This is a genomic window from Streptomyces sp. NPDC050422 (genome assembly GCF_044458665.1).
Classification (GTDB): domain Bacteria; phylum Actinomycetota; class Actinomycetes; order Streptomycetales; family Streptomycetaceae; genus Streptomyces.
Genome location: NZ_JBITIE010000007.1, coordinates 209,315 through 223,164, shown reverse-complemented (window position 1 = coordinate 223,164; position 13,850 = coordinate 209,315). Strand labels below are relative to the sequence as shown.

Here is a 13,850-nt window from a genome sequence, read left to right as displayed (position 1 = left end):
CATCCGTACGTGAACCCGCCCCTCACCCCCGTACAGCCGCAGGCGTCAGTCCTTCACGCCCTCCACGGCCGCGACGTCCTCGGGGCCGCCCTGGGCCGGCACCGTCGCACCGGTGGCCGGGCCGTCGTCGTCCGAGTTGATCTGCTCGATGACCGCGTCGCGCTCCGGGGTGTCCTCCGGCTTGATGAAGCCGATGACGATGTAGAGCACCAGCGAGATCGCCAGCGGCAGCGCCACCTGGTACTGCAGGGCGACGTCCGTCTTCACCGAACCGTCGAAGTTGTAGTTGGTGAAGTAGAAGGCCAGCAGACCGGCCGCCCAGCTGGTGAGCGCCGCCGTCGGTCCCGACTTACGGAACCTGCGCAGCAGACCCAGCATGAACGGGATGGCGATCGGGCCCATCAGACCGGCGACCCACTTGATGACGACCGAGATGATGTCCTTGAACGTCGGCGAGTTGATCTGGGTCGCCAGTGCCATGGACAGGCCCAGGAAGCCGAGCGTGGAGAGCCGTGCTGCCAGCAGGCCGGCCCGGGCGTTCCAGTTGCGGGCCGCCTTGGAGAAGACCGGGGCGATGTCACGGGTGAAGACCGCCGCGATGGCGTTGGCGTCCGAGGAGCACATGGCCATCGTGTGCGAGAAGAAGCCGACGACGACCAGGCCCAGCAGACCGTGCGGCAGGAGCTGCTCGGTCATCAGCGCGTAGCTGTCCGAGGCGTCCGGCTTCTGCGCGTCGACGAGCAGCGGGGCGCACCACATCGGGAAGAACAGGACCGTCGGCCAGACCAGCCACAGGAGGGCGGAGAGGCGCGCCGAGCGGGTCGCGGAGGCGGCGGAGTCCGTGGCCATGTAGCGCTGGGCCTGGTTCCACATGCCGCCGTTGTACTCGAAGGTCTTGATGAACAGGTACGCCAGCAGGAAGGTCACGGTGTACGGACCCGCCGTCGGGTCCGTGTGGCCCTCGGGCAGCTTGTCCCAGACCGTCCACAGGGTGCTGAAGCCGTCGAGCTTGCTCATCGCGGTGACGAGCATCGCGATGCCGGCGAACAGCTGGATGACGAACTGCCCGAGTTCGGTGAGCGCGTCGGCCCACAGGCCGCCGACCGTGCAGTAGATGGCCGTGATGAGGCCGGTGATGAAGATGCCCTGGGTCAGGCTGATGCCCGTGAAGACGGAGAGCAGGGTCGCGATGGCCGCCCACTTGGCGCCGACGTCCACGATCTTCAGCAGCAGACCGGACCAGGCGAGCGCCTGCTGGGTCTGGATGTTGTAGCGGGTCTTCAGGTATTCGAGCGGCGAGGCGACGTGCAGCCGCGAGCGCAGCCGGTTGAGCCGGGGAGCGAAGAGCTTGGCACCGATGCCGATGCCGATGGCGATGGGGAGCGACCACGTCACGAAGGACGTGACGCCGTACTGGTACGCGATGCCGGCGTAGCCGGTGAACATCACGGCGCTGTAGCCGGACATGTGGTGCGAGATGCCGGACAGCCACCACGGCATCTTGCCGCCGGCCGTGAAGAAGTCGCTGACGTTGTCCACACGCTTGTGGGACCAGAGCCCGATCGCGATCATCACGCCGAAGTAGCCGATGAGCACGACCCAGTCGAGACTGTTCATGTCCCCCTCCTGGGGTCCGCCTTATGAACGGGTGCGCACTTCGTCAGTACGGCCGTTCAGCGGGGCCCCCGTGCGGGAGTGGGGACTTCGGGGATTGAACCGCCTGTTCGGTACCTCGGTCAAGGCCTCCGACGGTCAGGGATGTGAACACGGATCAGTAAGTCGAACGATTTTACTCGTTCTTGACTCACGAAGTCGTTGTCGTGAACGTGACGGCGGCCACACGATGATCGGGCACTTCGTCAGGCTGTGCAGAGAAGACGAGAGAACGTTCAGGAGCGCCGAAGAGCACAGAAAGACCGCACGGGATGCGGGTCCCGTGCGGCCGAGAAGGAGGAGAGCTGACCTTGCCGAACTCCCTGTGGAGCGCCCCCGCGCGTCAGCGCATCAGCTCGCCGGCGTTGACCAGCAGGGACTGCCCGGTGATCGCCCGTGCCCGGTCGGAGGCCAGGAAGACCGCGGCCTCCGCCACATCGCCGTCCGTCGCCAGCTCGGGCAGCGCCATGCGCTCCGAGAGCCTCCCCAGCACCTCGGACTCGGGTACCGCCTCGGTGTGCGCGGTGAACTGCACGTAGGCCTGCACCGGGGGCCCCCACATCCAGCCCGGCAGCACGGTGTTCACCCGGATCCGGTGCGGCCCGAACTCCCACGCCATGGAGTACATCGCCGAGGTGAGTGCGCCCTTGGAGGCCGCGTACGCCGCCTGGCGCACCTGGGACGGCGCCGCAACGGCGGACTGTGTGCCGATGACGACGACCGAGCCGCCCCGCTCCTTGAGGGCGGGCAGGCAGGCGCGCGTCATCCGCAGGGTGCCGAGCAGATTGACGTCGACGACCGCCTTCCACGTGTCCAGGTCGGCATCCTCGACGCCGCCGAAGTAGCTGTCCCAGGCGGCGACATGGACCACCGCGTCGATCCGTCCGAACCGCTCGACGGCCAGCGCCGCAAGCGCCTCGCACTGCACCTCGTCGGTGATGTCGGTGGCCAGGTGTGCGGTGTGCAGCCCCTCCGGATCGATCTCGGCGGCGGACTTGACGAGATTGGCCGCAGTGCGCGCCCCGAGGACGGCGTTGCCTCCGTCGCGTACGACCGTGGCCGCGATCTGATGGCCGAGCCCGGCACCCACCCCGGACACGACGACGGTCTTCCCCGCGAGCAACATCGGTGCCTCCCGGCTCTGGAAGTTCTTCTGACGGGGCGTCAGAGTAGGTCCCTCCGGCGGAGTACGGAAGGGGAACGGCATGGGTGAGGAAGTAAAGGGCGAGGGGACACGGGGCGGCGGGACGCGCAGTGACACGTACGCCGAACTGGCCGCGCTGGGCCCGTACGGGGTTCATCCCGGCCATGCGCTGATCACCATGGTGGAACCGCACCCGGGCCATGAGTTCGCGTACAACCGGTGGTATGAAGATGATCATTACTACGCAGGCGCGATGGCGATGCCCTGGATGTTCTCCGGTCGGCGCTGGGTGGCCACGCGCGAGCTCCAGGAGTTGCGCTACCCGGACAAGTCCGCGATCGCCCAGCCGGTCGGCGCCGGCTGCTACCTGTCGACGTACTGGGTGACGGACGGGCGCTACGACGACCACATGAAGTGGACCGTCGGCATCAACAAGCGGCTGAACCGCGACGGGCGCGTCTACCAGGACCGTACGCACGTCTTCACGGCGTTCCAGGACCACGAGGCGACGGTCTACCGGGACGGGGCGGCGGGGCCCCGGGACTTCCACGCCCTCGACCATCCGTACCGCGGGCTGGTCCTGGAGGTGATCGACGCCGAAGGGCCGGAGCAGCGGGCCGAGTTGCTGGAGTGGCTGCGCTCACGGCATCTGCCGAAGAGGCTCAGCGGGTCGCCCGCGGCGATGGTGACCGTGTTCCGTCCCACGCCGTTGCCGGGCGACCGGATGACCTACGTGAAACAGGTCGAGGGCGTCGACACCCGGCTGACCCTGCTCTGGTTCCTCCAGGAGGACCCGAGGGAATGCTGGGCCGGGCACTTCGCCGGGCTCGACGCGACGGTGGCGGAGTCGGGTCTGGGGCGGGTGGAGCTGGTGGCGCCGTTCATCCCGACCGTGCCGGGAACGGACCGGTACGTGGATCAGCTGCGCTGAGTCGGGCGGCGGGTGGAGCCGTGCGGTGGTTCCGCTCCCCGGAGTTGCGCGGGGAGCCCCCTCGGCCAGGACGGCGGACCGGACGAGAGGGCTACCGGCAGCACCTGAATCGGTGCGGCGATACGGCGTAAGGGAGACATCGGTCAGGCGTCGACGGAGCCCTCGGCGACATCACGCACGAACGCGTTCCAGGCGCCGGGGACGAAGGTGAGTGAAGGGCCTTCGGGCGCCTTCGAGTCACGTACGGCAATCGCCTGCACAAGAGGGGACTTGACTTCGACGCAGGCGCCGTTGCCCCCGGAATACGACGACTTCGTCCAGATTTCCGTAGCACCCTGACGAATGGCCATGTTCACTCCGGTTCAGAGAGTTGTGTGAGCGCCAGCGGTTTGCCCGGTGGCGTGATCGACGCTACTCGCCAAGCTCCCCGAGTGAAGGGGCCGTTCACTCGACCGGATGGTATATACCATGCAGGTCTTCCGTTGCGAGGTGGCGACGGTGTACCGTGCCGTCGCCTCACCCGTAACATCGCTTCATTTCTCTCATACCGGACTTTGTGGGCTGGCCGGTTTACGCGCCCGTCCAGCCGGAGTTCACGCCGTGTTCAGGCGGGTGTACTCCTTCGCGATCCCGTCGATGAAATGCCGGGTCTGCTCCACATTCAGCGCCTGCGCCCTCAGGTGCTCGTACATGACGCTGTACCGCTGCACGTCATTCGCCTTCTCCAGATAGAGGTCGCTGGTGACGCCCTCGATATAGACCACGCTGGAATCCGCGGCGTCCGGGAATTCCAGGATGGCGTACTGCCCGTTGATGCCCGGGTGCGCCCCCATGTCGAACGGCAGCACCTGGACGGTCACGTGCGGCAGGTGCGACAGCTCCACCAGACGCTCCAACTGCTCGATCATCACCTGCTTGCCGCCGACGAGCCGGCGCAGCGCGGACTCGTCGATGACCGCCCACAGGCGCAGGGGGTGCTCGGGGTCGGTGATGCGGTCCTGGCGGCGCGCACGGACACTGACGCGCTTGTCGATGTCGGTCTGTGGAGCCTCCGGCAGCGCGCCGTTGATCAGTGACTCGGCGTACTGGCGGGTCTGCAGCAGGCCGGGGACCACCTGGGGTTCGTACACCCGCAGCGACTCGGCATCGGTCTCCAGGCCGATGTAGACGCTGTACGGGATGTCGCCGAAGGCATGCCACCAGCCCTGCTGGCGGGAGTCCTTGGCCATCTGCATGAGCGAGTCGACGATGCGGTGGTCCTCGACCTCGTACACCCCGCAGAGATCGCGGACGTCGCGCTGGCTGATGGAGCGGCGGCCGTTCTCCAGGCGGCTGATCTTGGACTGCGAGACCAGCAGCCGCTCCGCGACCTCCTCGGCCGTCATGCCCTTGATCTCGCGCAGTCGGCGCAATTCCTGACCCAACCGGCGTCGCCTGACGGTGGGATTGACGTTGGACGGCACGGAAACGGCACCTCCGGCTATGTAGCTGTGCGTATCTACTGCTCAGCAGATTGCCACCCGTGCCCCCGGCCGCGCTGGAAAACGGCCACACGCAGCGGCGCGGGGCAGCCGGTGGTACCGGCTGCCCCGCGCTTGGTGCGGCTCCCGAACCGGGTCTTTGGGGACGACGGTGCGGCGGTATTCGGTTGTTGCGGTGGTGCGTTGCGGTGCACGTGATGCTGGGTGGTGCGGGTGCTGCGTCGACGCCCGCGCGGCCCTAGTGGACCGCGGTGTGCGCCATGCTGTCGCGGCGTGACTGCGACTGCACTTGCTGTTGCAACGGAACGCCGGCCGCCTGGTTGCGGCGCGGTTGTGCGACCGCCCCGTTCTGGACGTCCATCACGGCATGCGCCACGAGACCGCCCATCGGGTCGTGTCTGATCAGGTCCCGGAGCCGGGAGCGCGAGGAGCGCCCCTCGTTCCCGGGGTACAGGTGCTTGCCGAGTCCGACCGCGTGGGCCAGCGCGGCGAGCGCCGCGGTCCGCGGGTCCGGCGGTACGCCGGTGCGGATCGCACTGTCCAGCCTGGCTCTGATGTCCCGGCTGATTGCCGTGTCCGTCGCCTGGTAGCGAGTCGTCGGCAGCACTCCGCACATCTGGCCCGCCACGGCATGCACCATGCCGCACCGCTCCAGATGAGCGAGGTAAATCTGGCGGAGCCCCAGCCGGGGTCCGCCGATCCAGTGGACGGCCCGGACCGGGCTGCCGCGTCTGCGCAGCAGTTCCAGTGCGGAGTCCAGAGTCGGATCTCCTGTCGGCCGTGGCATCACCACGGCGATACGATCCCCATCAGGGGCTATCCGTCCTGCCAGAGCCAGCTCTACTAGCTGTGCCCCGGCCAGGCCGAGGTCGAGCGACTGCGGCTGCGCTGTGGTACCCGTGGTCGGGTCCAGAGCGAGCAACAGAAGCTCCTCCGGAATTGTTCTGCGGCTCCTGCCCATCCATGCCTCCCCGCGTGGATGAGTGACAGGGTGACCCCTCTCACATCTGTCTGTCGAGGGTGCCTGGGTGCTTTATACGGGAACCAGTAGGTATGTCGTTCTCGTCTAGCAGCCCGGCCAAGGGTTCACACGGGACACTGGTAGATGGTTCGGACAGCGCGGGGATGTCCCCGTGCCGCATGGAGGAGGCATCGGTGGCGGGCGAGTCCCCCGACAAGTCGGAGCAGCAGAAGTCGTCGGGAACGACTCGGAGCGAGGCCGATCCGCGTCTTGCGGTGTTCCGTGAACCCGCCTCTCCGGCGGAGTCCGGACGCGGCACGGACACGGCTACGGCCGTTTTCCGCACACAGCCCGAGGCCGAGGAGCCCGCTTCGGGCGACTCCCCGGAGCCGGACGAGGTGACGTCCCCGGAGCCGGATGAGGTGACGTCCCCGGAGCCGGATGAGGTGACGTCCGTGGTGGCGGACGAGGTGGCTCCCGCGGCACCGGGCGAGGTGACGTCCGTGGAGCCCGAGGCTGTCGCGGGCGGCGAAGGGGTCGCGGAGGCCACAGAGGGCGCTGAGAGCCCGGCAGAGGCCCCTGAGGCCGCGTCGGACGCTGCGGAGGCGCACACGGAGCCCGAGGAGCCTGTGGAGCCCGCAGAGGCCGTGGCGCCCGCAGAGGCCGTGGCGCCGGCCGAGCCCGCCGAGCCTGATGAGCCCGCCCAGGACGGGCCCGCCGAGGAGCCGGCGGAGGCTGCCGGGTCCGAGCCGGAGCCCGAGGAGCCCGGGGAAGGTGATGCGCGGCTGCGTGCCGCCGTTGCCGCGTGGGTCTCCAAGGGCGAGGACGCGGACGGCACGGACGTCGCGGAGGGCGTGGACGCGAAGAGTGACGCGCCCGCTGCCGCTGCCGACGCCGAGGCCGCTTCGGAGCCGGCTCCCGATTCCGACGACGACGATGACGACGCGGACGAGGGCAAGGGCAAGGCGCCGACCGGATCCACCGACGTCGCCTCCACGGACACCGTCTCCGACGGCGACGCCGCATCCGACGACGCCGTCCCGGACACCGCCTCCGAGGCGCGCGTCCCGCGGACCCGTGAGGAGTCCGGCGACGAGGCGCAGCCCGCCGGGGACTCGCGCGGAATCGATCAGGCAACGGCCGTCTTCAAGGCGCCGAGGCTGCCCCGCGTCGACCAGCCGACGACCGCGCTGAAGATCACCGCACCCCCCGCGGAGTCGAAGCCCAGGCCCGGGACCGGGTCCCGGCCGGAGTCCCCCGCCGAGCGCACCAGCAAGTTCGTACCGCTGCGTGCGGACGACGTACGTCCGGCCCCCGCGCCCCGTACGCCGGAGACACCCGCACCCGCACCCCCGGGCGCCGGTCAGCCGCCGCCCGCCGCTTCGCTCAGCGGTGCCGAGCGGACCCGGCAGCAGCCGATGCCGCCCCGGCCGCCGCTCGACCTGCTGGCGGAGCTGACGAACACCCCGCCGCCGCCGGAGACCCCGGTCCGCAACGCCGTGCGCCGGGTCAAGATCTGGACCCCGTTGGTCCTCCTGCTACTGATCGTCTTTGCAGTCGTGCAGATGGTGCGCCCGTTGCCGGCCCCCGCGCTCACGATGACGGCGGAGTCGTCGTACGCCTTCAAGGGCGGCGACCTGAAGCTCAACTGGCCGTCGCAGGGGCAGTCGGCGGTCACCGTGGACGGTGTCGGAACGATGGGTTCGGCGGGTACGCAGAAGCCGGCGCCCATCGCCAGTGTCGCCAAGATCATGACGGCGTACGTGGTGCTCAAGGAGCACCCGCTCACCGGCAAGGAGCAGGGCGAGAAGATCACCGTCGACCAGCAGGCCGAGGACGAGTCCAAGCTGGGTGACGAGTCGACCGCGCCGATCTCCGAGGGGCAGGAGTTCACCGAGAAGCAGCTGCTGCAGCTCCTGATGATCCCGTCGGGGAACAACGCCGCACGCCTCTTCGCCCGCTGGGACTCGTCCGAGACCGAGTTCATCGCGAAGATGAACGCCGCGGCCAAGGACCTCGGCATGGACGGCACCACGTACACGGACCCGAGCGGTCTGAAGAAGACGACGGTCTCCACGGCCGTCGACCAGCTGAAGCTGGCCAGGGCCGTGATGCAGAACGACGTGTTCCGCGAGATCGTCGACACTCCGCAGATCAAGATCGACGGCATCGCCCCGACGATCTACAACAACAACACGATCCTGCTGCAGCCTGGCGTGAGCGGCATCAAGACCGGCTCCTCCACGCCGGCCGGCGGCAACCTGGTCTGGTCCGCCAACACGGTCGTGGACGGCAAGACGCTCTGGATCTACGGCGCGGTCATGGGACAGCAGGCGGGCACCGGCCAGCCGTACGACAGCCTGGTGATGTCGATCGACAACAGCCTCAAGCTGATCCAGGAAGCGCAGAAGGCCGTCACCTCCGCCGCGGTCGTCAAGAAGGGCGATGTCGTCGGATACGTCGACGACGGGTTCGGCGGTCACACTCCGCTGGTCGCGACCGCTGACCTCAAGGCGAAGGGCTGGCCGGGTCTCAAGGTCGAGCTGTCCGTGAAGGGCAACGGCAAGGAGATCTCGCGCAGCATGAAGGCGGGCACGAAGGTCGGCGTGGTGACCGTGGGGACGGGCCCCGGCAAGGTCAGCACCCCGGTCGCCCTCCAGCAGGATCTGAAGGACCCGGGCTTCGGCCAGAAGCTGACCCGGATCAGCTGACGGCAGCGCACCGCACCGGCCCGGTGCCGGTGCCGGTGCCGGGTGTCAGGGCCGGTGGTGCCCCGCGGGATCCGTATCCCGCGGGGCCTCGCGCCCCCGGGCCGGGAGTGCGAGGCACTTCACGGGCCTTCGCGGGCCTTCACGGGCCTTCAGGGGCCCTTTCCGGGCGGCGACGAGAAGGTGCGTGTTAGCGTCCCGGGGGCAACGCGTGGACCCTGGAACGCGTCTTCCCGCCCATGAGACCCGAGCAGGCAAGCCGGCGGTTCCAACGCGTCCGGGGAGGGACGGGGAGAGTCGCAGTGACCACTGCCGAGCCGACACGGGCGAGCAGCACGGCTTCACCAAGCTCCGGGAGGAGCACGGACGGACCGGAGGGCCCCACGGGGTTCGGCGGCCTCAAGGAGCGCTGCCTGAGGCATCCGGTCCTGCTGACGACCGCGGTCGCGGCGGCCGTCCACATGCTCTGGTTCCTCTTCTTCGCCAACAGCGGCGGTGACATCGCGGCGCAGGACGCCTGGGCCGAGTTCGTCGGCCGGCATCCCGGGACCGCGTACAACCTGGCCTGGTACGGGGGCATGCACCCCGTCTCGTACAGCGTCGTCTCGCCGTATCTGATGTCCCTGCTCGGCGTCCGTACGACGATGATGATCGCCGGGACGGTCTCGGCGGGGCTGACCTCGCTGATCCTTTACCGGGTCAAGGCGGTGCGCAATCCGCTGGCCTGCTCGATGGCGGGTGTCTTCGCCTACCTGTGCAACGCGCTGTCCGGCCGGGTGACCTTCGGGCTCGGCATGATGTTCGCGGTCGGTGCGACGGCGGCGGTGTTCTGCTGGCCGTACCGCTGGCGGTACAAGCGCTGGGCGAAGGCGGCGGTCGCCGCACCGCTCGCCGCGCTCGCGACGGCGGGCAGCCCGGTGGCCGGGCTCTTCCTCGGGGTGGTCGCGGCCGCGCTGTTCCTGAACAAGCGGCGCCCCGGCGCGTACGCCCTCGGGCTGGCGCCGGTCGCGGTGGTGGCCCTGTCCGCGTGGCTGTTCCCGTTCTCCGGTACGCAGCCGATGTCGATCGCGACGCTGTCGGGGCCGTTCATCTTCGCCGGCCTGGTCTTCTTCCTGGTGCCGGGCGACTGGAGGACGGTGCGTACCGCGGCCGCCGTGTACGGCATCGGGACGCTGTTGACGTATGTGATCGACTCGCAGATCGGCTCGAACGTCTCGCGGATGGCGATGCTGTTCGGCGGAGTGGTGCTGCTCGCCACGCTGCCGTACACCGTGCCGCGCTCCCGTAAGTGGTACGCGCTGGCCATCGCGTTCGCCGCGCTGAACTTCTGGATCGGGTTCAAGGGCGTCGACGACATCGTCCGGACCGCGCCCACCGCGTCCTGGGCGCGCGAACTGGCTCCGCTGGTCGACCAGCTCCAGAAGGCGGGTGCGGACAGGGGCCGGGTCGAGGTCGTTCCGCCGAGCAGCCACCGGGAGGCGGCGGCCATGCTGCCGTACGTCAATCTGGCCCGCGGCTGGAACCGGCAGGCCGACATGGAGCGCAACCCGCTCTTCTACGACGACACCCTGAACGCCATCAACTACCGCCAGTGGCTCGACCGCTGGGCGGTGCACTACGTGGTGCTGCCGACGGGCGACCCGGACTCCAGCGGAGCCGTCCAGGAGGCGGAGCTGGTCGGCAAGGGGCAGCCGTACCTCAAGGCGATCTGGGCCGACGCCAACTGGCGGCTCTTCGCGGTCGACAGCCCCGTGCCGATGGCCGATCCGCCGGCGACGGTGGACGAGGCCGGTGCGGGGGAGCTGACCATTCACGTGAAGAAGGCGGGCCGGGTCCTGATCCGTATCCCGTACTCGCGCTGGCTCGCCGTCGTCGACGAGGAGGGGCGGAGCCTGGAGCGGCCTCAGGAGACCGAGGCGTCCAAGGAACGCGCGGACGAGGACAGCCCGAGGTCCTTCACCAACGCCAACGGCTGCCTGATCAAGCTGGACGAGGACGAGCACGGCGACGAGTGGACGGAACTGCTGGCACCGCGCCCCGGCGTGTACCGGCTGGGCGCGCCCTACCAGTTGTCGCCCGGGACACCGTGCCCGGACGAACTGCGCTGACACCCGTCACCGGTTCCCGCACCGCGGTACGGGAACCGGCCGGACCAATTCCGTACGAACTCTCCCTGCGGGCACGCGGCACTGGCATGGTGTGCTGCCATGACGTGCCAACAGTGCGGCGGCGAACGACGTGGTGCGCTGCCCGGTATGAGCTGTCCCGACTGCGGCTCCGTGGCGCGCTCGGGCGGCGGCGACGGTACGTGGATCGCCCGGGAGACGCTCGCGGGCCGGATATCCACCCTTCCCGGGAGCCGGAAGGCCTGGCTGGCGGCGGGCGTGGTGGTGCTGACCGGCTCCCTGGTCACGGCGGCGTCGCTCATCGCGTCGGCTGGCGGCGAGACCCGCACCGGGGCGGTCGGCCGGGCGGGTGCCGGGGCCGGTGACCGGGTGGGCGGCGCCCCCACGAGGATCAGCCCCTCGGCCGCCGGACCGGCCACCTCCCCTTCCCCCTCCGCCTCCCCCTCCACCTCCTCACCGGCCACGCCTCCCGGCCCGTCGGAGCAGCCCGCCTACCGCTACACGGCGTGGGCGGGGCCCGGCTGCTCGACGGGGGAGTACCGCGAGTACGGGCGCTTCGAGAACGGTGACGCGGGCTGGTACACGGTCGCCTCGGGCGGCTTCCGCGGTGGCACCTGCGACGGGCGGTTCAGCGCCGTCCCGATGTCCGGCAGCCCGGACGAGGACCGCGGTTCCACCGCCACCTGGTCCTGGCACCTGGGGTCCGGTTTCCGGGAGTGCGCGCTGATCGTCTTCGTCCCGCGCTCGGACCGCGACCGGGACGTCGCCGGGAACCCCACCGTCTACCGGGTGCTCTCCGATCCCGCAGACGCGGACTCGGCGTACATGGGCTTCGCCGTGCGGCAGACCGTGCACCGGGGCAGCGCGGTCGACGTGAACAGCTACCCGGTGAAGGGCGACACCTTCGCCGTCCAGTTGATCGACCGGGGCCGGGACTGGGGCGGCACGCAGGCGGCCGGTGCGCACCATGCGGCGGCGCAGCTGAAGGCCTCCTGCCGCTGAGAGGGATGATTTGTTGATGAACACCTCAAGGGCTGACTGGCGCAACACGACGCACGACTGGGCGGGGGCCGTCGATCCCGGTCATCTGGAGGGCATCCGGCGCGACCCCGCCGTGTTTGCCCCCGGTGGCGCGGGGCACCTGATCCTCGAAGTCGTCGCGTATGCCGCCGACGAGGCGGAGTGCAACGGCGGGGGCCGCGCCCTCGTCACGCTGCATGCCGACGGTTCGGTGTCCGTGGCGGACGACGGGCGGGGCACCGACACGCGCCGTGACGAACGGGGCGAGCTCGTGAAGAAGCCCGTCATGGCCACGAAGGACCTGCGGTTCTTCGACCTTCCCGAAGGGCAGACACTCCCCGAAGCGCGGACACTCCCCGAAGCGCGGACACTCCCCGAAGCGCGGACACTCCCCGACGGGCACCCGCGGCGGGGCATGTCCGTCGTCGCGGCGCTCAGCGAGCACCTCGTCCACACCAACCGCCGCCGCAACGGCTCCTGGACCCAGCGCTACGAGCACGGCGTCCCCGTGACCGGTCTGGACCCGGTCGACGACGACGGCTCGACGGGCACCCTGGTCCGCTTCCGTCCGTCCGTACCGTTGCGTGCGGCGGCCGGTCAGGCGGCGGACGAGCTGACGCGGTGGGCGTCGTCGTGGCCGTACCTGACCGTCGAGGTCGTCGACGACCGGCGCGAGGGCTGACGCCGAGAGCCCCGTACTCGACCACCCACGCGCGCAGACACGAGACAAGGCAGGTCCGACCATGCCGGCACCCTCCGGGTTCCGTTACGAGTCCCATGCCGACGGCACCGTCGTCATCACCCACCGCGACCGCAAGGCCACGACGCTGCGCGGCGACCGGGCGGCGAAGTTCGTGGCCGAGGTGGAGTCGGGCGACGCCCAGGCCGTGATGGCCCGCTGGACGGGCGCGTACAAGTTCGGCAACGAGCGCATGGCCAGCAACCACCCCAGGAACCAGGGCAGTTGACCGGGACGGCACCGTCCGGCGGCCGTCCCGGCGAGGGACGCTCCCACCGGTCAGGTCCCGGTGCCGCGCTTCGCGAGCATCCTGCGCTGCACGCGCCGGCCCTGCGCGACCGCCAGCGGCAGGGCGCGCAGCCCGAACCCGGGGAGGGCGTCGGCCAGGCGCGCCTGCACGCCCCGCCAACCGGGCACCGCGACGACGGGACGCGGGCGGTCCAGCACCTTGCGTACCGCCGCGACCACCTCCTCGGGCTGGAGGAGCTTGCCGGAGAAGGACAGCGCGGAGGCGGGGTCGCCGAGCTTGTCGTGGAGCATCGGGGTCCAGATCCCGTCGGGGCAGACGCAGGAGATGTCGATCTCCTTGATCCCGGCCAGCCGCAGGTCGGCGAGCGTGCTCAGGCTGAAGCCGATCGCGGCGTGCTTGGACGCGGCGTACACGGCCTCGCCGGGCACCGCCGTCAGCCCCGCCAGCGACACGACGTTGACGATGTGGCCGCCCGTGCCCCGCATCGCCTCGATCGCGGCGACCGTGCCGTTGACGGTGCCGAGGGCGTTGACCTTCAGCATCAGGCGGCGGACCTCGGGCGGCTGCTCCCAGGCCGGTCCGGTCACGAGGACGCCGGCGTTGTTGACCCACACGTCGAGGCGGCCGGTCTCCGTCACGACACGGTCCCGCGCCGCGGCGACCTGGGCCTCGTCCCGTACGTCGACGGCGGCCCACGACACATGGGGGCCCGATCCCGGCCGCCGTGGCGCGTGCCGCGTCCCCGTCGACGTCGGTGGCCAGCACCCGGTGGCCGTCCGGGGTGTTGAGCGCGAGGGAGTGGTTGCCGTCGGTGTGCCCCGGGGGCCACAGCGGCGC

The 13,850-nt window shown here is 70.1% G+C and carries 12 protein-coding genes; 6 read left to right on the top strand and 6 right to left on the bottom strand.

The window, feature by feature from the left end; translation table 11 throughout:
* Nucleotides 1-45: 45 nt before the first annotated feature.
* Together ACIBJG_RS12710 and ACIBJG_RS12705 are read right to left on the bottom strand one after the other, a co-directional pair.
* The gene (locus ACIBJG_RS12710) at nucleotides 46-1,617 is read right to left on the bottom strand and encodes a sodium:solute symporter family protein (protein WP_399307489.1); all 1,572 of its coding nucleotides are present in this window, start codon (nucleotides 1,615-1,617) and stop codon (nucleotides 46-48) included.
* A gap of 379 nt (nucleotides 1,618-1,996) precedes the next feature.
* Nucleotides 1,997-2,779 carry an SDR family oxidoreductase gene (locus tag ACIBJG_RS12705; RefSeq protein WP_399307488.1) on the bottom strand — a complete coding sequence of 261 codons (783 nt, stop codon included), beginning with the start codon at nucleotides 2,777-2,779 and terminating at the stop codon, nucleotides 1,997-1,999.
* 79 nt (nucleotides 2,780-2,858) lie between these two features.
* On the opposite strand from ACIBJG_RS12705, the gene ACIBJG_RS12700 reads away from it, so the two are divergent.
* The gene (locus ACIBJG_RS12700) at nucleotides 2,859-3,728 is read left to right on the top strand and encodes a hypothetical protein (protein WP_399307487.1); all 870 of its coding nucleotides are present in this window, start codon (nucleotides 2,859-2,861) and stop codon (nucleotides 3,726-3,728) included.
* Between the two features lie 143 nt (nucleotides 3,729-3,871).
* Here ACIBJG_RS12700 and ACIBJG_RS12695 read toward each other — a convergent pair whose 3' ends face one another.
* The 3 genes from ACIBJG_RS12695 to ACIBJG_RS12685 all read right to left on the bottom strand — a co-directional run bounded on the left by ACIBJG_RS12695 (nucleotide 3,872) and on the right by ACIBJG_RS12685 (nucleotide 6,170).
* Nucleotides 3,872-4,078, bottom strand: a complete 207-nt coding sequence (locus tag ACIBJG_RS12695) for a DUF397 domain-containing protein (protein ID WP_359085797.1) — start codon at nucleotides 4,076-4,078, stop codon at nucleotides 3,872-3,874.
* 243 nt (nucleotides 4,079-4,321) lie between these two features.
* Nucleotides 4,322-5,191 (bottom strand): helix-turn-helix domain-containing protein, encoded by an 870-nt coding sequence (locus tag ACIBJG_RS12690; protein ID WP_399307486.1) that lies wholly within the window; start codon nucleotides 5,189-5,191, stop codon nucleotides 4,322-4,324.
* Between the two features lie 256 nt (nucleotides 5,192-5,447).
* The gene (locus ACIBJG_RS12685) at nucleotides 5,448-6,170 is read right to left on the bottom strand and encodes a GPP34 family phosphoprotein (protein ID WP_352124161.1); all 723 of its coding nucleotides are present in this window, start codon (nucleotides 6,168-6,170) and stop codon (nucleotides 5,448-5,450) included.
* 179 nt (nucleotides 6,171-6,349) lie between these two features.
* Between ACIBJG_RS12685 and ACIBJG_RS12680 the strand changes: the two genes are divergently transcribed.
* The 5 genes from ACIBJG_RS12680 (at nucleotide 6,350) to ACIBJG_RS12660 (ending at nucleotide 12,992) form a co-directional block, all read left to right on the top strand.
* Nucleotides 6,350-8,881 carry a serine hydrolase gene (locus ACIBJG_RS12680; protein ID WP_399307485.1) on the top strand — a complete coding sequence of 844 codons (2,532 nt, stop codon included), beginning with the start codon at nucleotides 6,350-6,352 and terminating at the stop codon, nucleotides 8,879-8,881.
* A gap of 299 nt (nucleotides 8,882-9,180) precedes the next feature.
* A complete protein-coding gene (locus tag ACIBJG_RS12675; RefSeq protein ID WP_399307484.1) occupies nucleotides 9,181-10,986 on the top strand; it encodes an MFS transporter in 1,806 nt (601 codons plus the stop codon).
* A gap of 147 nt (nucleotides 10,987-11,133) precedes the next feature.
* On the top strand, nucleotides 11,134-12,006 hold the full coding sequence (locus tag ACIBJG_RS12670) for an adhesin (RefSeq protein ID WP_399307483.1): 873 nt from the start codon (nucleotides 11,134-11,136) through the stop codon (nucleotides 12,004-12,006).
* Between the two features lie 16 nt (nucleotides 12,007-12,022).
* Entirely contained in the window at nucleotides 12,023-12,706 is a 684-nt protein-coding gene (locus ACIBJG_RS12665; protein WP_399307482.1) for an ATP-binding protein, read from the top strand.
* 61 nt (nucleotides 12,707-12,767) lie between these two features.
* On the top strand, nucleotides 12,768-12,992 hold the full coding sequence (locus ACIBJG_RS12660; protein ID WP_399307481.1) for a hypothetical protein: 225 nt from the start codon (nucleotides 12,768-12,770) through the stop codon (nucleotides 12,990-12,992).
* 50 nt (nucleotides 12,993-13,042) lie between these two features.
* Here the strand turns inward: ACIBJG_RS12660 and ACIBJG_RS12655 are convergent, their stop codons facing one another.
* The gene (locus ACIBJG_RS12655) at nucleotides 13,043-13,714 is read right to left on the bottom strand and encodes an SDR family NAD(P)-dependent oxidoreductase (RefSeq protein ID WP_399307641.1); all 672 of its coding nucleotides are present in this window, start codon (nucleotides 13,712-13,714) and stop codon (nucleotides 13,043-13,045) included.
* Between the last annotated feature and the right edge of the window lie 136 nt (nucleotides 13,715-13,850).

What these genes read in the sequence shown, in the direction of transcription:
- ACIBJG_RS12710 (WP_399307489.1), bottom strand. Translation starts at nt 1,617, where the DNA reads ATGAACAGTCTCGACTGGGTCGTGCTCATCGGCTACTTCGGCGTGATG.
- ACIBJG_RS12705 (WP_399307488.1), bottom strand. Translation starts at nt 2,779, where the DNA reads ATGTTGCTCGCGGGGAAGACCGTCGTCGTGTCCGGGGTGGGTGCCGGG.
- ACIBJG_RS12700 (WP_399307487.1), top strand. Translation starts at nt 2,859, where the DNA reads ATGGGTGAGGAAGTAAAGGGCGAGGGGACACGGGGCGGCGGGACGCGC.
- ACIBJG_RS12695 (WP_359085797.1), bottom strand. Translation starts at nt 4,078, where the DNA reads ATGGCCATTCGTCAGGGTGCTACGGAAATCTGGACGAAGTCGTCGTAT.
- ACIBJG_RS12685 (WP_352124161.1), bottom strand. Translation starts at nt 6,170, where the DNA reads ATGGGCAGGAGCCGCAGAACAATTCCGGAGGAGCTTCTGTTGCTCGCT.
- ACIBJG_RS12680 (WP_399307485.1), top strand. Translation starts at nt 6,350, where the DNA reads ATGGAGGAGGCATCGGTGGCGGGCGAGTCCCCCGACAAGTCGGAGCAG.
- ACIBJG_RS12670 (WP_399307483.1), top strand. Translation starts at nt 11,134, where the DNA reads ATGAGCTGTCCCGACTGCGGCTCCGTGGCGCGCTCGGGCGGCGGCGAC.
- ACIBJG_RS12665 (WP_399307482.1), top strand. Translation starts at nt 12,023, where the DNA reads ATGAACACCTCAAGGGCTGACTGGCGCAACACGACGCACGACTGGGCG.
- ACIBJG_RS12660 (WP_399307481.1), top strand. Translation starts at nt 12,768, where the DNA reads ATGCCGGCACCCTCCGGGTTCCGTTACGAGTCCCATGCCGACGGCACC.